General features: G+C 63.4%; 20 protein-coding genes. 13 read left to right on the top strand and 7 right to left on the bottom strand.

Annotation, left to right across the window (positions count from 1 at the left end; translation table 11 throughout):
• Positions 1-147: 147 nt before the first annotated feature.
• The 4 genes from BHMPCIPO_RS05180 to BHMPCIPO_RS05195 all read left to right on the top strand — a co-directional run bounded on the left by BHMPCIPO_RS05180 (position 148) and on the right by BHMPCIPO_RS05195 (position 2,480).
• Entirely contained in the window at positions 148-1,014 is an 867-nt protein-coding gene (locus tag BHMPCIPO_RS05180) for a S49 family peptidase (RefSeq protein WP_173515776.1), read from the top strand.
• 27 nt (positions 1,015-1,041) lie between these two features.
• Positions 1,042-1,233 (top strand): hypothetical protein, encoded by a 192-nt coding sequence (locus BHMPCIPO_RS05185; protein ID WP_173515777.1) that lies wholly within the window; start codon positions 1,042-1,044, stop codon positions 1,231-1,233.
• 126 nt (positions 1,234-1,359) lie between these two features.
• Positions 1,360-2,316: a glycine--tRNA ligase subunit alpha gene (locus BHMPCIPO_RS05190; RefSeq protein ID WP_058320416.1), complete on the top strand. Its 957-nt coding sequence runs from the start codon at positions 1,360-1,362 to the stop codon at positions 2,314-2,316.
• A complete protein-coding gene (locus BHMPCIPO_RS05195) occupies positions 2,313-2,480 on the top strand; it encodes a hypothetical protein (RefSeq protein WP_246304266.1) in 168 nt (55 codons plus the stop codon). The genes BHMPCIPO_RS05190 and BHMPCIPO_RS05195 overlap by 4 nt, the downstream gene beginning before the upstream one ends.
• 11 nt (positions 2,481-2,491) lie before the next feature.
• Here the strand turns inward: BHMPCIPO_RS05195 and BHMPCIPO_RS05200 are convergent, their stop codons facing one another.
• The gene (locus BHMPCIPO_RS05200) at positions 2,492-2,689 is read right to left on the bottom strand and encodes a hypothetical protein (protein WP_173515778.1); all 198 of its coding nucleotides are present in this window, start codon (positions 2,687-2,689) and stop codon (positions 2,492-2,494) included.
• 247 nt (positions 2,690-2,936) lie between these two features.
• Here BHMPCIPO_RS05200 and BHMPCIPO_RS05205 point away from each other — a divergent pair, with 247 nt between their 5' ends.
• The 6 genes from BHMPCIPO_RS05205 to BHMPCIPO_RS05230 all read left to right on the top strand — a co-directional run bounded on the left by BHMPCIPO_RS05205 (position 2,937) and on the right by BHMPCIPO_RS05230 (position 10,345).
• Entirely contained in the window at positions 2,937-3,485 is a 549-nt protein-coding gene (locus BHMPCIPO_RS05205) for a LemA family protein (protein WP_173515779.1), read from the top strand.
• A gap of 87 nt (positions 3,486-3,572) precedes the next feature.
• A complete protein-coding gene (aroA, locus tag BHMPCIPO_RS05210) occupies positions 3,573-4,844 on the top strand; it encodes a 3-phosphoshikimate 1-carboxyvinyltransferase (protein WP_376741621.1) in 1,272 nt (423 codons plus the stop codon).
• Positions 4,845-4,952: 108 nt separating this feature from the next.
• Positions 4,953-6,893: a DUF2207 domain-containing protein gene (locus BHMPCIPO_RS05215; protein WP_173518088.1), complete on the top strand. Its 1,941-nt coding sequence runs from the start codon at positions 4,953-4,955 to the stop codon at positions 6,891-6,893.
• Positions 6,894-7,006: 113 nt separating this feature from the next.
• Complete coding sequence (gene glyS, locus BHMPCIPO_RS05220; protein ID WP_173515780.1) at positions 7,007-9,172, top strand: glycine--tRNA ligase subunit beta; 2,166 nt, start codon at positions 7,007-7,009, stop codon at positions 9,170-9,172.
• Positions 9,173-9,396: 224 nt separating this feature from the next.
• Complete coding sequence (locus BHMPCIPO_RS05225; protein WP_173515781.1) at positions 9,397-9,777, top strand: cupin domain-containing protein; 381 nt, start codon at positions 9,397-9,399, stop codon at positions 9,775-9,777.
• A gap of 64 nt (positions 9,778-9,841) precedes the next feature.
• Entirely contained in the window at positions 9,842-10,345 is a 504-nt protein-coding gene (locus BHMPCIPO_RS05230; protein ID WP_173518089.1) for a 2-thiouracil desulfurase family protein, read from the top strand.
• Positions 10,346-10,461: 116 nt separating this feature from the next.
• On the opposite strand, the gene BHMPCIPO_RS05235 is transcribed toward BHMPCIPO_RS05230, so the two are convergent.
• The 5 genes from BHMPCIPO_RS05235 to BHMPCIPO_RS05255 form a co-directional block, all read right to left on the bottom strand.
• Positions 10,462-10,989, bottom strand: a complete 528-nt coding sequence (locus BHMPCIPO_RS05235) for a plant virulence effector HPE1-like domain-containing protein (RefSeq protein WP_173515782.1) — start codon at positions 10,987-10,989, stop codon at positions 10,462-10,464.
• A gap of 106 nt (positions 10,990-11,095) precedes the next feature.
• Positions 11,096-12,373, bottom strand: a complete 1,278-nt coding sequence (gene purD / locus BHMPCIPO_RS05240; protein ID WP_173515783.1) for a phosphoribosylamine--glycine ligase — start codon at positions 12,371-12,373, stop codon at positions 11,096-11,098.
• Between the two features lie 106 nt (positions 12,374-12,479).
• Positions 12,480-14,849 (bottom strand): putative bifunctional diguanylate cyclase/phosphodiesterase, encoded by a 2,370-nt coding sequence (locus BHMPCIPO_RS05245; protein WP_173515784.1) that lies wholly within the window; start codon positions 14,847-14,849, stop codon positions 12,480-12,482.
• Entirely contained in the window at positions 14,846-15,886 is a 1,041-nt protein-coding gene (locus tag BHMPCIPO_RS05250; RefSeq protein ID WP_173515785.1) for an ABC transporter substrate-binding protein, read from the bottom strand. Before BHMPCIPO_RS05250 ends, BHMPCIPO_RS05245 begins: the two co-directional genes overlap by 4 nt.
• Before the next feature lie 173 nt (positions 15,887-16,059).
• The gene (locus BHMPCIPO_RS05255; protein ID WP_173515786.1) at positions 16,060-17,256 is read right to left on the bottom strand and encodes an MFS transporter; all 1,197 of its coding nucleotides are present in this window, start codon (positions 17,254-17,256) and stop codon (positions 16,060-16,062) included.
• Positions 17,257-17,364: 108 nt separating this feature from the next.
• Here BHMPCIPO_RS05255 and BHMPCIPO_RS05260 point away from each other — a divergent pair, with 108 nt between their 5' ends.
• The 3 genes from BHMPCIPO_RS05260 (at position 17,365) to ubiA (ending at position 20,191) form a co-directional block, all read left to right on the top strand.
• Positions 17,365-18,180 carry an AraC family transcriptional regulator gene (locus BHMPCIPO_RS05260; protein ID WP_173515787.1) on the top strand — a complete coding sequence of 272 codons (816 nt, stop codon included), beginning with the start codon at positions 17,365-17,367 and terminating at the stop codon, positions 18,178-18,180.
• 174 nt (positions 18,181-18,354) lie between these two features.
• Positions 18,355-19,161, top strand: a complete 807-nt coding sequence (locus tag BHMPCIPO_RS05265) for a MipA/OmpV family protein (protein WP_173515788.1) — start codon at positions 18,355-18,357, stop codon at positions 19,159-19,161.
• Between the two features lie 70 nt (positions 19,162-19,231).
• Positions 19,232-20,191 carry a 4-hydroxybenzoate octaprenyltransferase gene (gene ubiA, locus BHMPCIPO_RS05270; protein ID WP_173515789.1) on the top strand — a complete coding sequence of 320 codons (960 nt, stop codon included), beginning with the start codon at positions 19,232-19,234 and terminating at the stop codon, positions 20,189-20,191.
• A 446-nt stretch (positions 20,192-20,637) separates the two neighbouring features.
• On the opposite strand, the gene BHMPCIPO_RS05275 is transcribed toward ubiA, so the two are convergent.
• Complete coding sequence (locus BHMPCIPO_RS05275; RefSeq protein ID WP_173515790.1) at positions 20,638-21,204, bottom strand: DUF6101 family protein; 567 nt, start codon at positions 21,202-21,204, stop codon at positions 20,638-20,640.
• Between the last annotated feature and the right edge of the window lie 76 nt (positions 21,205-21,280).

The following is a 21,280-nucleotide window of genomic DNA, read 5'->3' on the forward strand; positions in this document are numbered from 1 at the left end:
AGGCCAGAATACTTGGTCGTCGGAGTGCGATGAGGAAAATGTGTGCGGTTTCCGCGCGCATTCCGCTCTAACGTATGAGAAGCGGTCACGGTTATGATTTTGGGCCGATCCGAGCCAAATCATCGGACCTAGCAGGCAGGAGTTGAAATGAAGGCGTTCCTGAGACGGTTGTTGCCGAGGCGGTTTCGCAGCGAAGGCGTGACGGTCCCCGTCGTCCGGCTTCACGGAGCGATCATGGCCGGCGGCGGGCAGTTCCGGCCCGTGCTCAACCTGGCGACGGCGGCGCCGCTCCTGGAAAAGGCTTTCGCGGTGAAGGACGCCCCGGCTGTCGCGATCTCCGTCAATTCGCCCGGCGGCTCCCCGGTGCAGTCGCGCCTTGTCTACCAGCGCATCCGGGACCTCGCCGAGGAAAAGAAGAAGCGCGTCCTGATCTTTGTCGAGGACGTTGCCGCCTCGGGCGGATACATGATCGCGCTCGCCGGTGACGAGATCATCGCCGATCCGACCTCGATCGTCGGCTCGATCGGTGTCGTCTCGGGCGGTTTCGGCTTTCCGGAACTGCTGAAGAAGATCGGTGTCGAGCGACGTGTCTATACCGCTGGCGAAAACAAGGTAATGCTCGATCCGTTCCAGCCGGAAAAGGAACGCGACATCGCGTTTCTGAAGCACCTGCAGCTCGATATCCATGATACCTTCATCCAAATGGTCAAGGCCCGTCGCGGGCAGATGCTCGCTGATGATCCGGATATCTTTACCGGGCTCTTCTGGACCGGCCGACGTGGGCTGGAACTGGGGCTCATCGACGGTCTCGGCGACCTGCGCGGCGAGGTGAAGAAGCGCTACGGCGAAAAGGCGCGACTCGAACTCATCCAGCCGGTGCGCAGCTTTTTCGGCCGCCGGCAGACCGGCGCGGCCGTTGCCGGCGCCATCGTCGAGCCCCTGGCAGCGTCGGCGGCAGCGGGTCTTGCCGAAGCGATCGAGGAAAGGGCATTGTGGGCGCGGTTCGGGCTCTAGCCCGCGCGCGTCGCCCTTGGAGGAAAAATGCCGCAACTCATCCTGCTCTTGATTGCAGGTTTCATTTTCTGGCTCGGCTATCGCAAGTTCGTGGCCGATGCGCGGAAATTGACGCGCCAACGTGAACAGACCCGCCGCGAGGAGCGGACCGGCGCGCAAGGCACGCTGGTCCAGGATCCCGAGACCGGTGAGTACAGGCTGAAACGCGACGACGAATAGATGGGATCGCAGGGCGCAGAGGCTCCGGCGCGTCTAATTGGCGGGCCGGCGTTGTAGTTGCTTGACCCCTGTCATCAGGCGTGGCACCAGTCCGGCTCATTTTTAGAAGAAATCCGGACGCGATCCATGACCACTCTGCCCGATCATATGAACCCGAAGCGCTCGTTTCAGGCCCTGATCCTGACTTTGCACAACTACTGGGCCGACAAGGGTTGCGCCGTGCTGCAGCCCTACGACATGGAAGTGGGCGCCGGCACCTTCCATCCGGCAACGACCTTGCGTGCGCTCGGGCCCCGTCCGTGGCGCGCCGCCTATGTGCAGCCGTCGCGCCGCCCGACCGATGGCCGCTACGGCGAAAACCCGAACCGCCTGCAGCACTACTACCAGTATCAGGTGCTTCTGAAGCCGAACCCGTCCAACCTGCAGGAGCTCTATCTCGGCTCGCTGGAGGCCATCGGCCTCGACCCGCTGCTGCACGATATCCGCTTTGTCGAGGACGACTGGGAAAGCCCGACGCTCGGTGCTTGGGGCCTTGGCTGGGAGTGCTGGTGCGACGGCATGGAAGTGTCGCAGTTCACCTATTTCCAGCAGGTCTGCGGCATCGAATGCTCGCCGGTTTCCGGCGAATTGACCTACGGTCTCGAGCGTCTCGCCATGTATGTTCAGGGCGTCGACAACGTCTACGACCTGAACTTCAACGGCCGCGAGGGCGCAGAGAAGATCAGCTATGGCGACGTCTTCCTGCAGGCAGAGCAGGAATATTCGCGCTACAATTTCGAGTACGCCAACACCGCGATGCTGCATCAGCACTTCATCGATGCCGAAGCGGAATGCCAGGCGCTGCTGGCTGCCGGCGCGCCGGGCGATCACAGCAACAATCAACTGCACAAGTGTGTCTTCCCCGCCTATGACCAGTGCATCAAGGCGAGCCACGTGTTCAACCTGCTCGATGCCCGTGGCGTCATTTCGGTCACGGAGCGCCAGAGCTACATCCTGCGCGTCCGCACGCTGGCCAAGGCCTGCGGCGAAGCCTTCCTCTTGACCGACGCCGGCGGCGCGAACTTCAACCGGGACGCCGCTTGACCGCGCAAACGCCCGGGCTCGTCGTTCACATCAATGGCTGGCCCGAAACCGGCAAGCTGACGATCGCGCGTCATTTGGCCGAGAGGCTGGGCGCGCCGCTCGCCGACAATCACACGCTGATCAATCCGGCCGAGGCGCTGTTTGCGCGCGGCACAGATCGCTGATCCATCGGCGGTCAGATGATCTGCGTGGCGTTGATATCGTTCTTGCAGAACGCCTTCAGCGTCGGATAGGCGCCAGTGTAGACTTGGCCGGAATAGGTCTGCAGGGCGCGGCGAACACCGGTCGGCCGTTCGGCGGAACCAACGCTCGCATAGGCAACGAAGAGCGCCGTAAAGGCGATCACGTTGATGAAGGTTGCGAGCGTTTTCATGGTCTTCACTTCGGCTTCGGGTTGTTCGATAGGGCGACTATCGCCGATCGCCCGCCTGGTCGCCGTTACCGTTGGAACAGGAACCGAGGTGTTTTGCCGTGAGGGCGCGTTGCTGCGGTGAACAGTGCGTTCACCTTGCGGATGGCAATCGGGGAGGAGTGGGTTTCTCGGCCCGAATGCTGCAGAAAGCGCTATGAAGCTGAGATACGAATGCTAATCTCTGCGCGAATTCTTTGGAGGGTGCCCTATGATCGGTCTGGCAATCGCCGTCGTCGTGATCCTGTATCTGGTTTTCGTCTATAACGGTCTCGTCAAGGCGCGGCAGATCGCCGAGGAGGCCTGGTCGGGCATCGATGTGCAGTTGAAGCGTCGTGCCGATCTCATTCCGAACCTGATCGAAACGGTGAAAGGTTACGCGGCGCACGAGAAGTCGACGCTCGAAGAGGTGATCGCCATGCGCAACCGGGCGCAGGCGGTGCCAGCCGGCGACATCGAGGGGCGGGCTGAGGCCGAAGGCGCGTTGTCCCAGGCGCTCGGCAAGCTGTTCGCGCTCGCGGAAGCCTATCCGGACCTGAAGGCCAATGAGAATTTCGCCGAACTGCAGCGCTCGCTGGAGACGATCGAAGGCGAGATCCAGATGTCGCGCCGCTATTACAACGGTGCTGCCCGCGACCTCAACGTCAAGGTCGAAAGCTTCCCGTCGAACCTCATCGCCAACGCTTTCCGCTTCGTGAAAGCCGGCTATTTCGAGATCACCAACGAGGCCGATCGCGCGGCGCCGCAGGTCAAGTTCTGACCCCTTCCATCCGCGACTCCGGTCGCCATGAACATTCCGGCCGCGGGCTCCCGCTGCGGCTCAATTCGCATCAAGAGACCTCATTCGATGACGACCGATACCATGAAGAAGCTGACCATCCTGCCGACCGACCATCCGCTCCGCGGCCATGTGCGCCCCCCGGGCTCGAAGTCGATCACCAACCGTGCGCTGCTGCTCGCAGGCCTTGCGAAAGGCACGAGCCGCTTGACAGGTGCCTTGAAGAGCGACGACACCCGCTACATGGCGGATGCGCTGAGGGCGATGGGTGTCGAGGTCGACGAGCCGGATGAAACCACCTTCGTTGTGACCAGCACCGGCAAACTCAAGCCGCCGGCCGTACCGCTGTTCCTCGGCAATGCAGGTACGGCGACCCGCTTCCTGACGGCGGCCGCGGCGCTCGTCGACGGCACCGTCGTCGTTGACGGCGACCAGCACATGCGCAAGCGGCCGATCAAGCCGCTGGTCGAGGCGCTTGGTACCCTCGGCGTCGAGATCGCCTCCGAAACCGGCTGCCCGCCGGTTATCGTCAAGGGCACGGGCGGGTTCCCGGCCGGCCGCGTCGTCATCGATGCCGGCCTTTCCAGCCAATATGTCTCGGCCTTGCTGATGGCAGCACCTGGCGCCAGGGGGCCGGTCAGCATCGAGCTTGCCGGCGACGAGATCGGCGCGCGCGGCTATATCGACCTGACCGTTGCCGCCATGCGGGCCTTCGGTGCCGAAGTCGAGCAGGTGAGCCCGTCCGTCTGGCAGGTTGCGCCGACAGGATACCGGGCGGCCGACTATGTCATCGAGCCGGACGCCTCGGCTGCGACCTATCTCTGGGCGGCGGAAGTCCTGACCGGTGGTGCCATCGATCTCGGCGTGCCGGCGACGGCCTTCTCGCAGCCGGATGCGCGCGCCCATGCGGTGATCGCCAGCTTCCCGAACCTGCCTGCCGTCATCGATGGCTCGCAGATGCAGGACGCGATCCCGACGATCGCCGTGCTCGCCGCCTTCAACAACACGCCTGTGCGCTTCGTCGGACTCGCAAACCTGCGCGTCAAGGAGTGCGATCGGGTGCGAGCGCTTTCGTTGGGGCTCTCCGCAATCCGGCCGGGCCTGGCTCATGAGGAAGGCGACGACCTGATCGTCTCTTCCGACCCTGCGCTTGCCGGCCAGACCTTGCCGGCCTCGATCGACACCTTCGCCGATCACCGCATCGCCATGAGCTTCGCGCTTGCCGGCCTGAAGATCCACGGCATCACCATCCAGGATCCAGGCTGCGTTGCGAAGACCTATCCGGCCTATTGGGATGCGCTCGCATCCCTCGGCGTCGAATTCACCGGCGACCGGCCCTGAGCCGGAGCGGGATGAGGAAAAGTGTATGCGGATTCCGCCCGCATCCCGTTCTAACCAATCAGATCGACCGCGTGACTTGAACTTCAACCGGAAGAAAGCTTGATCCGCATGGCCCGTCTTGCTGCCGCTTTTGCCTTTCTGGTGTTTTTGCTGGCAACGGCGGGCATCGGTCGGGCGGAGGAGGTCTTCTCCGCCTATCGTTCCGTCATCGATGTCGCCAAGGATGGCACGATGACCGTCACCGAGACGATCACGGCGACCGTCGAGGGCAACAAGATCCGCCGCGGCATCTACCGCGACCTGCCTTTGACCTTCACCGATGCGAAGGGCAAGCGCAGCAAGGTGGACTTCAAGCTGCTGTCGGTCGAGCGCGACGGCGACGAGGAGCCCTACCGCACGGAATCGATCAGCGGCGGCATCCGCATCTACACCGGCTCGGCCGAGGTGTTTCTGGAGCCGGGCGAGCACACGTTTCAGTTCACCTACGAAACCGGCCGGCAGATCCGTTTCTTCGACGATCATGACGAACTCTACTGGAACGTGACCGGCACGGAGTGGGACTTTCCGATCGACGAGGCAAGCGCGACGGTGACACTGCCGGCAGGCGTCAGGGCCGAAGCCTTGGATTTCTTCACCGGCGGTTACGGCGCGACCGGCAAGGACGCCCGCGCATGGCGGGATGGGAGCGAGATCTTCTTCGCCAGCACCCGCCGCCTCGATCCGCGGGAAGGGCTGACGATCGCGATCAAGATGCCGAAGGGTAGCATCGACAGGCCTTCCTCGAGCCAGGAGAACGCCTGGTGGCTGCGCGATCACCTCGCGCTGGTCATCGCCGGTGTCGGGCTCGTCGTCGTGCTGCTGTATTACGGCCAGGCCTGGCTGAGGGTCGGGCGCGACCCGGATCGCGGCGTCATGGTGCCGCGCTGGGATCCGCCGGACGGCATCTCGCCGGCGCTCGTCAATTATATCGACAACAAGGGCTTCTCCGGCGAGGGCTGGACGGCGCTGTCGGCGGCCGCGCTCAACCTTGCGGTCAAGGGTCATGTGGTCCTCGAGGACCTGAAGAACGCCATCGTGATCGCCGCGACCGGCGAGAAGGGCGACGAAAAGCTGCCGACCGGCGAAGCGGCCGTGATGAAGGCGGTCAACGGCGCGGGCGGCAAGCTCACCATCGATCGCGCCCATGGCACGCGGGTGCAGGCGACCGGAGCCGATTTCCGCAGTGCCATGGAGCGCGAGCACCGCGGCAAATATTATCTGGAAAACACCGGCTACGTGGTTGCCGGCGTCATCCTGTCGGTGCTGGCCGTCGCGGCCGTGTTCTTCTTCGGCGACCTCAGCGAAGACAGCCTGCCGCTGGTGATCGTTCCGGTTTTTATCGCCTTCTTCGTATCGATCCTCGCCGTCTCCTTCGGCAAGTCGCTGCGCCGCGAGAAGAGCCTGATGAGCCGGATCATGTCGATCGTGGTCGTCGCCTTCATCGGCTTCGTGGCCTTCACGATCTTCTCGGCGATCCTCGCCGCCGTCTTCTATTCCGCGGCCGAGACGGACGAGTTGCCCCTGCTGTTCGTTATCGGCGCCATTGTTCTCGTCAATGTGCTGTTCTTCTTCCTGATGGGCGCGCCGACGCCGCTCGGCACACGGATGATGGATGGCATCGACGGGCTCAGGCAGTATATGACGCTCGCGGAGAAGGACCGGATGAACATGCAGGGCGCGCCTGAAATGTCGCCCCGACATTTCGAAACGCTGCTCCCCTATGCGGTGGCGCTCGGCGTCGAAAAGCCCTGGACCGAGACCTTCGATCGCTGGTTGCTCGCGGCCGCGGCAGGGGCGGCCGCGGCTGCCGCCTATCAGCCGAGCTGGTATCAGGGCGACAGTTTCGGCTCCAGCACCTTCGGCGACCGCATTGGCGGCTTTGCCGGCTCGATGGCGGAGACGATGACGTCGTCCTTGCCGCCTCCACCCAAGTCGTCATCATCCGGCTTTTCGTCCGGCGGCGGCTTTTCCGGCGGCGGTGGAGGTGGTGGCGGCGGCGGCGGCTGGTGAAACCGCCTGTGCACCCGCGCATGGACAGCCAAATTCATCGACGGGCTTGGTGACATTCTTGCCAGAGATTGCTAAGTCCGCCGCAACCGTCAGGAACAGAAAAAGTTACTCCCATGCCCGATCTTCTTATCGAACTCCGCTCCGAGGAAATTCCTGCCCGCCTGCAGCGCAAGGCGGCCGGCGACCTCAAGAAGCTGCTGACCGATGCCCTGGTCGAGGCGGGCCTGACCTATGAGGGTGCGCGCGAATACTGGACGCCGCGTCGGCTGACGCTCGACATCCGTGGCCTCAACGCCCGCTCCGCCGATATCCGCGAAGAGCGCAAGGGCCCGCGCACCGACGCCAACGAGAAGGCGATCGAAGGCTTCCTGCGCGGCGCCGGTCTCTCCTCGATCAGCGAAGCGCATGTCCATAGCGATCCGAAGAAGGGCGATTTTTACGTCGCCCACATCGTCAAGCCGGGTCGCCCGGCCGAAGACATCATCGCCGAGGCGATGCCGGGTATCATTCGTAATTTCCCCTGGCCGAAGCCGATGCGCTCCGGCGTGGCGTCGGCAAAGCCCGGCGCGCTTCGCTGGGTCCGCCCGCTGCAGTCGATCGTCTGCACCTTCGGTTCGGAGACCGAGGAAACGCAAGTGATCCCGTTCGAGGTCGACGGCATCGTCGCGTCGAACGTCACCTATGGCCACCGCTTCCATGCGCCGGAGGCGATCACGGTTCGCCGCTTCGCCGACTACGCCGAAAAGCTCGAAAAGGCGAAGGTCGTTCTCGATGGCGAGCGCCGCAAGGAGATGATCGTCGCCGACGCGCGCAACACCGCCTTCGCCAACGGTCTTGAGCTTGTCGAGGACGAAGGTCTGTTGGAAGAGGTTTCGGGTCTCGTCGAATGGCCGCAGGTGCTGATGGGGACCTTCGAGGACGCCTATCTCGAAATCCCCTCGGAAATCATCCGGCTGACCATCAAGACCAACCAGAAGTGCTTCGTCACCCGCGTTCCGGGCGCAGACACGCTCTCCAACAAATTCATCCTCGTTTCGAACATCGAGGCGAAGGACGGCGGCAAGGAGATCGTGCACGGCAACGGCAAGGTCGTCCGCGCCCGCCTTTCGGACGCGGCCCATTTCTGGCACCGCGACCAGGGCAACCTGCCGGATCTCGAGACGCTCGAGGCCTCCGCCAAGAAGTTCGCTCTCGATCTCGATAAGCCGCTCGACCAGCGCATGGCCAAGCTCGATGCGCTGAACGTCACCTTCCACGCCAAGCTCGGCACGCAGGGCGAACGCGTTGCCCGTATCCGGGCGCTGGCCGGCGAACTCGCCAAGGTGACCGGCGCCGACCCAAAACTCGTCGACCGCGCCGCGGTGCTCGCCAAGGCGGACCTGCGCACGGAAGCGGTCGGTGAGTTCCCCGAGCTTCAGGGCATCATGGGCCACAAATACGCGCTGCTGCAGGGCGAAGAGCGGTCGGTCGCCGATGCGCTCGAAGATCACTACAAGCCGCAGGGCCCGTCCGACCGGGTACCGACCGATCCGGTGGCGGTGACAGTGGCGCTTGCCGACAAGCTCGACACGCTCGTCGGTTTCTGGGCGATCGACGAAAAGCCGACCGGCTCCAAGGATCCCTATGCGCTTCGCCGCGCAGCACTGGGCGTCATCCGTCTGATCCTGGAGGGCAAGGCGCGCCTGCCGTTGCTGCCGGCCTTCGAGGCCGCACTCGTCGCTCTGCGGGCACAAAAGCCGGCACTCGCGGACGACGTTTCCACCGATCTGCTTTCCTTCTTCCACGACCGCCTCAAGGTCTATCTGCGCGATCTCGGCGCCCGTTACGACCTGATCGACGCCGTGCTGACGCCGGATTCGGACGACCTTCTGATGATCGCCCGCCGTGTCGAAGCGCTGACGGCATTCATCACCGACGAGGAAGGCCGGAACCTCTTGGCCGGCACCAAGCGTGCGACGCAGATCCTGGCGGCCGAAGAGAAGAAGGGAACGACCGTCGCCGATGCCGTCGATGCCGACCTCTTCCGGCTCGATGCCGAAAAGGCGTTGCACCGGGCCGTTGAAGTTGGTTCGGGCGAAGCGCGCGACGCGATTGCCAAGGAAGACTTCCGCTCGGCGATGGAAGCGCTGGCAAGGCTGCGCGAACCGGTCGACCAGTTCTTCAACGACGTACTGGTCAATGACGACGATGCCGCGATCCGCGCGAACCGCCTGGCGCTGCTCGGTCTGATCCGCTCGGCAACCGGCACCGTTGCGGATTTCTCCAAGATCTCAGGCTAAGACGAGACGGTCGGCCGCCGGTTCCGCCGGCGGCATTACAGCGCCGCGCGTCTTATCAGACGCGCAAAGGTCGCTGTAGCACTTTGATTTGCTGCATGTCTTTGTCCTTAGATCGAGGTCGATTGAAGGAGACATGCAGTAGCCATTGCCTTCGCACAAACGTTCAAGCCGGCTGCCGCCGGGCGACCTATATCCTGTCTCTATCAAACCGATGGAGACAGCCGATGGACAACGCGACGAAGACCCACAAGCCGATCAATTTCGCCGAAAAGCTCTCGCTCTTCAGCGATCAGTGGCAACCGCGCGTCATTGCCGAACTCAATGACTACCAGTTCAAGATCGTGCGCATCGAGGGCGACTTCATCTGGCACGATCACAAGGATACCGATGAAGCCTTCATCGTGCTCGAAGGCACGCTGCGCATCGATTTCCGCGACGGGTCGGTGACGCTCGGGCCGGGAGAGATGTACGTCGTGCCGAAGGGCGTGGAGCACAAGCCCTATGCGGAGCGTGAGGTGAAGATGCTGCTGATCGAGCCGCGCGGCACCCTCAACACCGGCCACGAGGGCGGAGAACGCACGGCGGAAAAAGACCGCTGGATCTGATGCTTGAGATCGGCACGGCATGAAGGCGCTTGCTGATCGGCAGGGCGTCGGGGTAGAGGAAGACATGCCCGAAAAGATCCTCGTCAGCGCCTGCCTCATGGGCCATGCCGTCCGCTACGATGGCCAGTCGAAGCCGCTCATACATCCGGCGATCGATCGCTGGCGGGCCGAGGGCCGTCTCGTGGCCATCTGTCCGGAAATGTCTGCCGGCATGCCGGTGCCGCGTCCGCCGGCCGAGATCGCCGCCGGCGCCGTCGGCAAGGACGTGCTGACCGGCCATGCAAAGGTGCTGGAGATCAACGGCCGCGACGTCACCGAAGGTTTCGTGCAGGCTGCCGAGAACGCGCTTTCGCTGGCGCGGGAAACGGGCTGTCGCTTCGCACTGCTGATCGATGGCAGTCCGTCCTGCGGCTCCGGCTTCGTCTATGACGGAAGCTTTACCGGCATGCGCCACGCCGGGGAGGGGGTGACGGCAGCACTGCTCGCCGGCCAGGGCATCGAAGTCTATTCGGACAGGCAGATCGAGGCGCTGGTCGCGCGGATCGAGGCATTGGAAAGCCCAGAATAAAAGATTGCGCCCCTGCTTCTCTCAGGGGCGCAATCTCTCGCTGTTGCAGCGAAACGCCCGTCAGCCTTGCATGCAGGGGACAGCTGAGCGGGGCAGGGAACTTTCCCGATAGGAGATCAGTCTAGCCGAAGTTCGAGGGTGGACGGATCAAATTGCTGTGAGCCGTCTGCTGCCGCCTTCTTAACTGTGCCGCCCATGGAGGCGCCGACAGGCGTGACCGCGGCGGTCTTTGCGGTCTGGTCGATCGCGATCATCTTCGCGTCGTCCGCCACCGGGTTCTGGTCGTTCGCATTCGTCGAGACGATGACCGTCGGGGAGGCATCGCCTTCGACGGATGCCGCCTTGATGAATTCCTGCGAGGGCTTGCTGACGAAGACGACGGGCGAGCCACCGAGCCAGGCCTCGGTGCGCACCATCTTCATCTCGCCGTTGATTTTCTTGAGCTCGACCGTTTCATCGCCCGCCGCGATCGTCGGCACGACATAGGTCACCTTCTTCTTCGATTGCAGCGGCGGGCATGCGGCGCAAGAGACCGTGGCGACACTGGCATTGTCGGTCGTACCGGAAGCGACCGACTCGATCGACGACGCCGCCGCGTTGCCGGCGGCAAGCCCGAGAACGGTGGTGATCAGCAACAGGCGCATAGGCTTCTCCCGCAATTGTTAGCGGCGAGAATATGCGCTCTCCCTTACTTTCCCGTCAGGAGAATTGGTAAAAATAGAATGATCCGGGAATGAGTTCCGCTCCGGTTCACGCTTTCTCGTTCTCGCGTGCAACCGCGCGCCAGCCGATATCGTGCCGGTAGAAGCCGTTCTCCCAGGAAACGGCCGCAACCGCCGCATAGGCTCTGTCCTTGGCTCTGCCGGCATTTTCACCCGTTGCGGTGACGTTGAGCACGCGGCCGCCGGTCGCGACCAGGGCTCCGTCCTTCATGGCCGTGCCGGCATGGAACACCTTGGTGGTGTCGGAGGGCGCGGGAAGGGCGTCGATCGGCGTGTTCTTGGCGTAGCTTCCGGGATAGCCCTTGGAGGCCATGACGACGGTCAGCGCCGTCTCGTCGCGCCATTCTGCGCTCATGCCGGCGAGCGTGCCGGTTGCCGCGGCATAGAGCAGCGGCAGCAGGTCGCTCTTCATCCGCATCATCAATACCTGGCATTCCGGGTCGCCGAAACGGACGTTGTATTCGATGAGTTCCGGTCCCTTGGCGGTGATCATCAGCCCGGCAAAGAAGACGCCGGAGAAGGGATGGCCGCTTTCCGCCATGCCGCGCATCGTCGGCTCGATGATTTCCTTCATCGTCCGTTCGATCATTTCCGCGGTCATGACCGGGGCGGGCGAGTAGGCGCCCATGCCGCCGGTGTTCGGTCCGGTATCGCCGTCGCCGACGCGCTTGTGGTCCTGGGCGGAGGCAAGCGCCAGCGCGGTCTTGCCGTCACAGAGGCAGAAGAAGCTTGCTTCTTCGCCATCGAGATAGGCTTCCACCACCACTTCGGCGCCGGCGGCACCAAAGGCGCCGGCAAAACAATCGTCGACGGCGGCGAGCGCCTCATCGAGTGTCATCGCCACGGTTACACCCTTGCCGGCAGCCAGGCCGTCGGCCTTGATGACGATCGGCACACCCTGTTCGCGCACATAGGCCTTTGCCGTCTCGGCATCGGTGAAGCGGCCATAGGCGCCGGTCGGAATGCCGTAGCGGGCGCAGAGATCCTTGGTGAAGCCCTTGGAGCCTTCAAGCTGGGCGGCGGCTGCGGACGGGCCGAAGACGGCGATGCCGGCTGCGCGCAGGACGTCGGCGAGACCGGCGACGAGCGGCCCTTCGGGACCGACCACCACGAAATCGATCGCTTCCTTGCGGCAGAAGTCGGCGACGGCCGCATGGTCTTCCGTGTCGAGCGCGATGATGGCAGCTTCTTCGGCGATGCCGGGATTGCCCGGTGCTGCATAAAGCTTCGTCAGTTTGGGAGACTGTGCAATCTTCCATGCTAGGGCGTGCTCGCGCCCACCCGATCCGATCAGAAGAACCTTCATTGCAGCCCCCGATATCCCGAAATTGCTGCGCTGCGGTTAGGACGGCAGGGCGGCAAGGTCAAGGGAAAACGGGAGTCCGGCCAGCGATTCCCGCAATCACCGGCGTTCAGGCGATGGCCTGCCGGCTTTGCAGGTCGTCCTGTCCATCGCCGTGCGCGTAGCGGGCGGTACGTGTCAGCGCCCAGATCGCCAGGTCCTCGATCGGCAGCGGCTTGCTGATGAGATAGCCCTGGAACAGGTCGCAGCCCGCAGCCGTCAGCATGGAGAGCTTTTCCGGCGTGTCGATGCCTTCGCCGACGACGGCGACGTCCTTGGCATGGCAGAGCGCGATCAGTGCCTTGAGCACCGGTAGAGATTGCGAGGCGGTGAGGTTCGAGACCAGCGCCCGGTCGAGCTTGATCGTGTCGGCCGTGTATTCGATGATCTGCTGCACGGAGGTGTAGCCGGCGCCGAAATCGTCGATCGAAAGGCGGAAGCCCCTCTGGCGCAGGGCGTCGATGTTGCGGCGAAGCTGGTCGCTGAACTTGACGGCGAAGGTTTCGGTGAGCTCGATTTCGATCGAACGCGCCTCCAGCCCATGCATCTCCAGGCAGTCGGAGAAATGATCGGCGATCGCCTTCGAATGCAGTTCGGCCGAGGAGATGTTGATCGCCAGTACCGTTTGCGGGCCGAAGAGGGCCTTGAGCTGGCCGCAATCCGACATCGCCTTGTTGATCACCCACCAGTCGATCTTGGTGAAAAGGCCCGAGCTTTCGGCGATCGGCACGAATTCGTCCGGGGTAACGTTGCCGAGAACGGGCGAGTACCAGCGCAAGAGCGCTTCGCAACCGGTCACGCGACCATCGGTGTCGACCATCGGCATATAGACGAGGTGAAACTGTTCGTCCGGATCCAGCGAACGCAGTTCGTCCTGGATCTGGCGCAGCCGCGTACGCTTGTCGTGAAGGGCGCGGGAGAAGCGGGCCGAGCGGTTCTTGCCGCTGGTCTTTGCCTGATACATCGCGGCATCGGCGTTCGAGATCAGCTCGGCAAGGTTGGTCGCGTCATCAGGGCAGATCGCAGCGCCGATGCTTGCGGTCACCGGATAGCGCTTGTCGGAGACCTCGAAGCCGTCCTCGAACAGCCCCAGAATGGCGGCCGAAATTTCCCGGACCGTGCCGTCGCCCGGCCGCGACCGCACGAAGACGGCGAATTCGTCGCCGGAGAGGCGGGCAAGAATGGCCGGCTTCTGGCCGCGCCGCTCGGTGATCGCATCGACCCGCTCGCCGATCCGGGCGGCCAGCGTCTTCAGAAGCTCGTCGCCGATCTCGTGGCCATGCTTGTCGTTGACGAACTTGAAGTTGTCGATGTCGATGAACAGCAGGCTGCACTTCTCGCCGGCGGCGATCGCCTCGCGCACGGCACCGGCGGCAAGCGCGTTGAAATGGCCGCGATTGCTGATCCCGGTCAGGGTGTCGGTCCAGGAGCTGCGCTGCACCAATTTCAACGATTGCACCGACTGCCGATGGAGTTCGCGGATATTCTCCGTCAGCCGCCCGATCTCGCCTCTCTCCTCCATGTCGCGGATCTCGTCGCGCGCGCCCACCATCACCGCCATCACATCGGCGTCGAGCGTGGCGATCGGATCGGTGATGAAACGGCGGATCAGCATGATGATCAGCCAGATCGAGAACAGGCTCATGGCGACGGCGCCGAGCGCCAGCAGAAACTTCTGCCGGGCCATCAGCGCATCGAAATGCTTGCTGGGAACGGTCAGCGTTGCGTAGAGCGAAGGCCCGAGATGGACGCTTGCCGAAAGGTCATCGGTGATCGCCAACGGCCAGGGCTGGAGCACGATGTCGGAGCCGTATTCCTTCTTCAGCGCCTGCTGCATGTCGAGGAAGCGGTCCGGCTGGATCGCGACCTGGACGAGCAGGGCGCTCGATTTCTTGCTAGGCAGCGGCCGGGTGAAGGCAATCGGATCGAGGAAGAAGGAATAGACGATGCGCGGTCTTTGCCCGGCTTCGTAGAGGTAGGTCCAGTCGGCGAGCTTGTCTTCGCGGATCAGCCGGCGGGCGAGGTTGAGCTGGGCATCGTCGATCTGGGCGAAGGGATCCCAGCTGTTTTCGAAATAGTAGTCCGTTTTCAGCTCGGAGGTCAGGAGCGCCAGCGAGACGTAGTCCGTCGGGTCGTCCAGAAGCGACTTGAGGCTCTCCTGCAGCCTGACGCCGAGCGCATTGGCGCGGTAGTTCTCGTCCGTTTCGGAAACATACTGGCGCAGTGAGTTGCCGTTCAGGAGCGCATTGAGGAAGGCCTTGCTGCGGCCGATCTCGTTTTGAAAAACGGCGGCCGCATGTTCCAGTCGCTGCGACAGTTTGGCATGTTCGAGCGCACGGATCGAGCGGCTCTGCGTGACGTGCACCGAGACCGCTGCCAGCAGGTAGCCAGCGAGAACGACGGGAAAGATCAGGATGAGCGCGCGTTTGCCGAGGTTCACTGGAAGTTCGCCAATGTGCTGATGATGCGCCGGCGCAATTGCACCGACTCTGTGGACAGTTCCTGTTGATACTGGCTCTTGGCCAGGATGTCGGGCGAGGGGTAGATGGCGGGGTCGGCGCGGACTGCTTCCGGCAGGAGCGCATAGGCGGCCCGGCTTGCCGTCGGCATGTTGAGCGCCAGCGCGTTCGCGGCGGCACTTCCGGGCGAACCGAGATAGTCGAGGAGAGCGAGTGCGCGATCCTTGTTCGGCGAATTGGCGACGACCGACATGCAATCGAGCCAGGAAAGCGTGCCTTCCTTGGGAACGGCGTAGCGCCAGATGCCGCGCGTACCGGCTTTGTCGTTGAGCACGTGCTGGTCGCCGCTATAGCCCAGCGCCATGTGGATGTCCTTGCTGACCGTCGGATTCTGGATCGAGCTGATGACGTATTCGTAGGTGAGCACCGAGGGCGCCTGTTCCTTCATCAGACCGAAGGCCGCTTTCAGCGTCGCGCTGTCGTTGGTGTTGATCGATTGGCCGAGCAGCATCAGCGGCGCGACGAAGGCCTCGTTGTGGTCGTCATACATGGCGACATGCTTGGCAAGCGCCGGGGCCGGGCGCATGAGATCCTGCCAGGAGGTCGGCACCTCCGTAACGACGTCCGATCGGTAGAGGATGCCCATCGTGCCCCAGAGGTAGGGCAGGCCGCGGCCCGAGCAGCGCTTGCGCCAGCTTTCGTCGTAGTCGCGCAGAGAGGCGACATTGGTCTCGTCGAGCTTTTCGAGCACGCCCTTGCGGCCAAAAAGGGCGGCGCTGTTTTCACCAGTGACCACCAGGTCGACGCGGCTGTTCGGGTCGGCCAGCACTTCGTCGCGCGTGTCGCCGCTATCGTAATAGACCTGATGCACCGCAACGCCTGTGATCGCCGTCCAGCGGTCCAGGATCTTCTGGTCGATATAGGATTCCCAGATCAGCAGGTTCAGGGTCTCGGCCGGTGCCGCCGTTGCAAAAAGCAACGTCGCCAGAAAGGCCGGAATCACCGTTCGCCCCTGCATTGCATACCCCTGCCCAAGCCCGTCAGACGACCGTAGCGCGCAAAAATTGATGAATGATTACGTGGGGCTGCGACGGGTAAGGAAGGTGTCGGGTGCGGCTTGCCGCTCAAACGAAACCGGGCGCCGCATGGCGGCGCCCGGTGAATTTGCAAGGACAATCTCTGCGCGAAACACTATCTCGCCGGGATCTTCGGCAGCAGGATCGTGAGGATACCGAGCAGCGGAAGATAGGAGCAGACGGTGTAGACAAACTCGATGCCCTGCCGGTCGGCGAAGATGCCGAGCACGGCCGCGCCCATGCCGCCGAAGCCGAAGGCGAAACCGAAGAAGACGCCGGCGATCAGCCCGACCCGACCCGGCACCAGTTCCTGGGCAAAGACGACGATCGCCGAGAAGGCCGAGGAGAAGATCAGGCCGATGACGATCGACAGAACCCCGGTCCAGAAGAGGTTCGCATAGGGCAGCAGCAAGGCGAAGGGGATGACGCCGAGGATCGAGAACCAGATGACGAAGCGGGCGCCGTAGCGGTCGCCGATCGGGCCGCCGAGGAAGGTTCCGGCCGCGGCCGCGCCGAGGAACAGGAACAGCATGAGTTGTGCCTCCTGAACGCCGACGCCGAACTTCTCGATGACGAAGAAGGTGAAATAGCTGGAGATGCTGGCCATGTAGACGTTCTTCGTGGCCGTCAGCAGCACCAGCACGGCGACCGCCCACATCACCCGCCCCTTCGGCAGGGGAAGGGTGCGGCTCGGCGCCGGCCGGCTCATCGTCGTGCGGCGATGGCGGACATGCCAGGTGCTGACCCAGGAGAGCACGAAGAAGCCGATGATCGCGACGATCGAGAACCAGCTGAGGCTTCCCTGGCCAAAGGGAATGACGATGAAGGCGGCAAGCAGCGGCCCCATGGCGCTGCCGGCGTTTCCGCCCACCTGGAACAGCGATTGCGCCAGGCCGTGGCGACCGCCGGAGGCGAGGCGGGCGATGCGGGAGGACTCCGGATGGAAGATCGCCGACCCGATGCCGATGAGGCTTGCCGCAATGAGGAGAACCCAGAAGTCGCGGGCATTGGCAAGCAGGATCAGGCCGCTGCAGGTCGAGAGCATCGCAACTGGCAGCGAATAGGGCAGCGCCCAGCGGTCGGTGATGATGCCGACGGCCGGCTGCAGCATCGATGCCGTCAGCTGGAAGGTGAAGGTCAGGAGGCCGATCTGCACGAAATCGAGCGCGTAGTTCGCCTTGAGCAGCGGGTAGAGCGCGGTCAGCAGCGACTGCATGATGTCGTTCAGCATATGGCAGAAGCTGACAGCCAGGATGACGGAGAAGGCCGTCTTTTCTGGGGTGATCCCGGAAGTTGAGGTCACGGTAGACATGGGTGATTCCTTGCCGTCTCGAAGGTTGTATGCGGCGTGGTTATCTGTACTGAGGTTGCGATTGGCCTGCTTTTGTGATCTGGTCGAGTTCTTTCGTGAGTGGGCCAGATGCCGATCCGCCGATTTCCCTTGCCGCAGCTTCCCGATGAGGATCACTTTCGCAACCTCGATTGGATCGAGACGGGAAACGCCCCGGTGCTGGCATTGGGGCGAGACTACAGTGCCGGCCTTCTCGTCCCTTTCCACAGCCATACGCGCACGCAACTCTGGTGGGCGCGCGGCGGCGTCGTGCTGATGCGCACCGAACGCGGACGCTGGATGGTTCCGCCCGGCCATGCCCTGCTGATCCCGGCCGGCATGCAGCACTCGGCCGAGATGATCAGCGACGTGCGCATGCATTCGATCTACTTCGCGCCGGACCTGCTTTTCGCCGAGCGGCCGATGGTCATGGAGATCAACCCGCTCGCCGGCAGCCTCGTCGATGCGCTCGTCGGCATCGAGAACGAGACGATGTCGGAGCGGCGCGAGCAACTGGTCACGGATCTGCTTCTGGAAGAAATCGGCCGGCTGCGGGAACGCCCGCTCGGCCTGCCGTTCCCGCGCGACGAGAAACTTGCAGCGCTGTGCCGACAGTTCCTGCAGGCGCCGTCGGCGGCAGCGAGCATCGACCAGTGGGCGGACCGGATGGGCCTCAGCCGACGATCGTTCACGCGGTTTTTCCGCAAGGAGACGGGGGTCAGCTTCGTCACCTGGCGCCAGCAGGCCTGTATCTTCGCATCCTTGCCGCTGCTGGCCAATGGCGAGCCGATCACCAATGTGGCGCTCGATGCCGGCTACGAGAACGTCGCCGCCTTCACCACCATGTTTCGCCGCATGCTCGGCAGCCCGCCGAGTGTTTATCTCAAGACCTATCTTGGGCAGTGATCGGCGTCGGCACGTCGGGTATGGCAAAGGAAGCTTGAATTGACCTGGTTAACGGAATCGTAGGAACAAGCCGGAATAAGTCGCCCTGTGCCGTTCCAGTCCGCGTCTGCCTCCCTCGTCCTGTCGGCACGGTCAATGCTTCGCCCCGGCGAATGATACTTCCGGAGTTGTTTCTTGCGTATCCGTTCTCTCGTGTTCCTTTCTGGAACCCTTTTGCTGTCGGCGAACGCCGCCTCTGCCGGTGACGGCCAATATTTCTGGTCCGGTGACTGGTATCTGAAGGTCGGAGCCACCGGGTTCCTCGGCCCGAAATACGAAGGCGCCTCGAAGCGCATGTTCCAGGCCGCACCGCTGATCTCGCTCGGCAAGGCCGGCAGCACGGTCCGCTTCTCCTCGCGCAACGACAACATGTCCTATGCGCTGGTCGACCAGGGAAGTTTCCGTGCCGGTCTCGTCGGTAAGTTGATCTTCGAGCGCGATGCCGGCACCTCCAGCGATCTGAAGGGTCTCGATCCGATCAAGTTCGGCGGCGAAGTCGGTGGCTTTGCGGAGGTCTATCCGACCGATTGGCTGCGGGTGCGCGCCGAAGTCCGCCAGGGCATTCGCAGCCACCACGGCATCGTCGCCGATGTCGCGGCCGACGCCTTCACCGACGTCAGCAGCAATGTCCGCATCTCCGGCGGTCCACGCCTGACCGCTGCGACCAGCGACTACTACGGCGCTTATTATGGCGTGAATGACCGCGAGTCGGCCGCATCTGGTCTTGCCACGTATTATCCGCATGGCGGCGTCGGATCCGCCGGCGTCGGCGCCGCGATCACTTGGCAGGCAACGGAGAAGCTCGAAACGAGTGCCTATGCCGAGTACCGGCGGTTGCTTGGCCCTGCCGCCGATTCCAGCCTCGTTCGCGAGCGCGGCAGCCGCAACCAGGTCCTGGTCGGCCTGTCGGCAACCTACCGCTTCGACTTCAGCCTTCCGTGACAATGCGCCGGGCCGGCGCCGCGACGATCTCGCCGCTTGACCGGCCGGACGCGCGGCGTCAAACAGAAGCATGAACACCTTTTCCGCCGATTCTGGCCGCGTCCATGACGCGCCGTCCAACAACTGGGTCTATCGCGTGATGCCGCGCGCGCTCTGGCCCTATGCGCAGCTCGCCCGTTGGGACCGCCCGATCGGCTGGCAATTGCTGCTGTTGCCCTGCCTCTGGTCCGTGGCGCTGGCTACCGGCGCGGTGGCGGGCACCGAGGCATTCTCGTTCGGCCGCTTCCTGTACCATTGCTTCCTGTTCACCGCCGGCGCGATCGCCATGCGCGGCGCCGGTTGCACCTACAACGACATCGTCGACCACGACATCGATATGGAGGTTGCGCGCACCCGTTCGCGGCCGCTGCCGTCGGGGCGCGTCTCGCGTCTCCAGGCGAAGGTGTTCATGGTGCTGCAGGCGCTCGTCGGCCTCGTCGTGCTGCTGCAGTTCAACACTTTTTCGATCGTGCTCGGCATCCTGTCATTGGCGGTCGTGGCGATCTATCCCTTCGCCAAGCGGTTTACCGATTGGCCGCAATTCTTCCTGGGCCTGGCTTTTTCCTGGGGTGCGCTGATGGGGTGGACGGCCGAGTTCGGCACGCTCTCGCTGGCAGCCGTGTTGCTCTATGGCGCGGCGATTGCCTGGACGATCGGCTATGACACGATCTACGCCTACCAGGACAGGGAGGACGACGAGCTGATCGGCGTACGTTCGACGGCACGGCGGTTCGGCGAAAATCCGCGGCCGTGGCTGATCGGCCTCTATGGCATCGCGACGCTGCTGCTGCTCATGTCCTTCATGGCCGCCGGTGCCGGCGCTGTCGCCTATATCGGCCTTCTGATTGCCGCGGCGATGCTGACCTACCAGATCCTGGTGTTGAATATCCACGATCCGGCGCAGTGTCTGGCGTTGTTCAAGTTCAATGGGGTCGTCGGCCTGATAATCTTTGCCGGTCTGGTGCTGGCGATTCTTATACGCCTGATATGAAAAATCCTCCGTCGCGGCGGAGGATCCTCTTCATACGTTCGGTTCGTCCCGGCAGCCCTGAAAGTGCTACAGCGACCTTTGCGCGTCTGATAGGACGTGCCGCGCTGTAGTGGCGGGCCGCAAAAAAGCGTCAGGCCCAGCTGATCTCGCGGGCGGCCTTGCGCTCCTTCGCCTCGTGACGCGCACGGAAGCTGGACAGGATGACGGCAACGGCGGCGGCGATATGCTTGTGCATCGGGTTTCTCCTTCTTTCGTGATCTTGGCTATGAAGCCGATATGGCACGAAGAAGGCGACGGATCTGTTTCCGTGGGAACATCTCGAGCAGTCCCAGAAAAACTGTGAATGCTTGCCGTACGGAGCCGCATTGCAAAATCGGCGGCTCGGAAAACGACAACAGCCGACCGCAGGGAACGGCCGGCTGTCGCGCTGGAAGTGCTGCTGCGGATCAGCTGCGGGCGATGATCTCGCGCCCGTCGATCTTCATGTGAACGCCAAGCTTGCCGGTGGAACGACGCACGAGGAAACGCGGCCGGCGCTCGGCGAAGAAGGAGTGGCGCCGCCGCGGCTTGACCGGTGCGGTGCGCACGTCGCCGAGATGCTCTTCGAGCGGCCTTGCAACGCCGTCCGCTTCGACCATCAGCATCGGAATGCGATAGGCCTCCGCCCAGGCGCGCCAGTCAGCCGCGATGTCGGACAGATCGTGTGCGACGAGCAGCGGAACGCAGAGGTCCGGGTCGTCGTGATGAAGTTCCAGCGTCACTGTAACGTCTCCGTCGCCGTGATCGATCGCGCGAGCCGCGACCCCTTTGAATGCCCGCGCCGGCAATGCGATCGAAAGCGGCAGGCCGCTCGATGGTAGCACCTTGCGCAGAACTGCGCCACGCTCGTCCAGGCTGATCGTGACATTACCCGTATGACCGTGCAAAGCGTAGCTTGCCTGCTGTGGAAAGCGCTTCGGATCAAGACGGAGCGTGTTTTCGACCCATGCGGGTTGAGAGAGTGTATTGCGCATTTCAATCGCCCTTGTTTTTCCTTGAGAGCCGGTATCCGGTCTTCTCGTCGGGACTTTTCGTCCTCTATGGGCTGGA

The sequence above is a fragment of the Ensifer sesbaniae genome, from assembly GCF_013283665.1.
GTDB lineage: Bacteria > Pseudomonadota > Alphaproteobacteria > Rhizobiales > Rhizobiaceae > Ensifer > Ensifer sesbaniae.

Bases quoted from the DNA above. Each gene is read 5' to 3' on its own strand.
- BHMPCIPO_RS05180 (WP_173515776.1), top strand. From the start codon at position 148: ATGAAGGCGTTCCTGAGACGGTTGTTGCCGAGGCGGTTTCGCAGCGAA.
- BHMPCIPO_RS05185 (WP_173515777.1), top strand. From the start codon at position 1,042: ATGCCGCAACTCATCCTGCTCTTGATTGCAGGTTTCATTTTCTGGCTC.
- BHMPCIPO_RS05190 (WP_058320416.1), top strand. From the start codon at position 1,360: ATGACCACTCTGCCCGATCATATGAACCCGAAGCGCTCGTTTCAGGCC.
- BHMPCIPO_RS05200 (WP_173515778.1), bottom strand. From the start codon at position 2,689: ATGAAAACGCTCGCAACCTTCATCAACGTGATCGCCTTTACGGCGCTC.
- BHMPCIPO_RS05205 (WP_173515779.1), top strand. From the start codon at position 2,937: ATGATCGGTCTGGCAATCGCCGTCGTCGTGATCCTGTATCTGGTTTTC.
- aroA (WP_376741621.1), top strand. From the start codon at position 3,573: ATGACGACCGATACCATGAAGAAGCTGACCATCCTGCCGACCGACCAT.
- BHMPCIPO_RS05215 (WP_173518088.1), top strand. From the start codon at position 4,953: ATGGCCCGTCTTGCTGCCGCTTTTGCCTTTCTGGTGTTTTTGCTGGCA.
- glyS (WP_173515780.1), top strand. From the start codon at position 7,007: ATGCCCGATCTTCTTATCGAACTCCGCTCCGAGGAAATTCCTGCCCGC.
- BHMPCIPO_RS05225 (WP_173515781.1), top strand. From the start codon at position 9,397: ATGGACAACGCGACGAAGACCCACAAGCCGATCAATTTCGCCGAAAAG.
- BHMPCIPO_RS05230 (WP_173518089.1), top strand. From the start codon at position 9,842: ATGCCCGAAAAGATCCTCGTCAGCGCCTGCCTCATGGGCCATGCCGTC.
- BHMPCIPO_RS05235 (WP_173515782.1), bottom strand. From the start codon at position 10,989: ATGCGCCTGTTGCTGATCACCACCGTTCTCGGGCTTGCCGCCGGCAAC.
- purD (WP_173515783.1), bottom strand. From the start codon at position 12,373: ATGAAGGTTCTTCTGATCGGATCGGGTGGGCGCGAGCACGCCCTAGCA.
- BHMPCIPO_RS05250 (WP_173515785.1), bottom strand. From the start codon at position 15,886: ATGCAGGGGCGAACGGTGATTCCGGCCTTTCTGGCGACGTTGCTTTTT.
- BHMPCIPO_RS05255 (WP_173515786.1), bottom strand. From the start codon at position 17,256: ATGTCTACCGTGACCTCAACTTCCGGGATCACCCCAGAAAAGACGGCC.
- BHMPCIPO_RS05260 (WP_173515787.1), top strand. From the start codon at position 17,365: ATGCCGATCCGCCGATTTCCCTTGCCGCAGCTTCCCGATGAGGATCAC.
- ubiA (WP_173515789.1), top strand. From the start codon at position 19,232: ATGAACACCTTTTCCGCCGATTCTGGCCGCGTCCATGACGCGCCGTCC.
- BHMPCIPO_RS05275 (WP_173515790.1), bottom strand. From the start codon at position 21,204: ATGCGCAATACACTCTCTCAACCCGCATGGGTCGAAAACACGCTCCGT.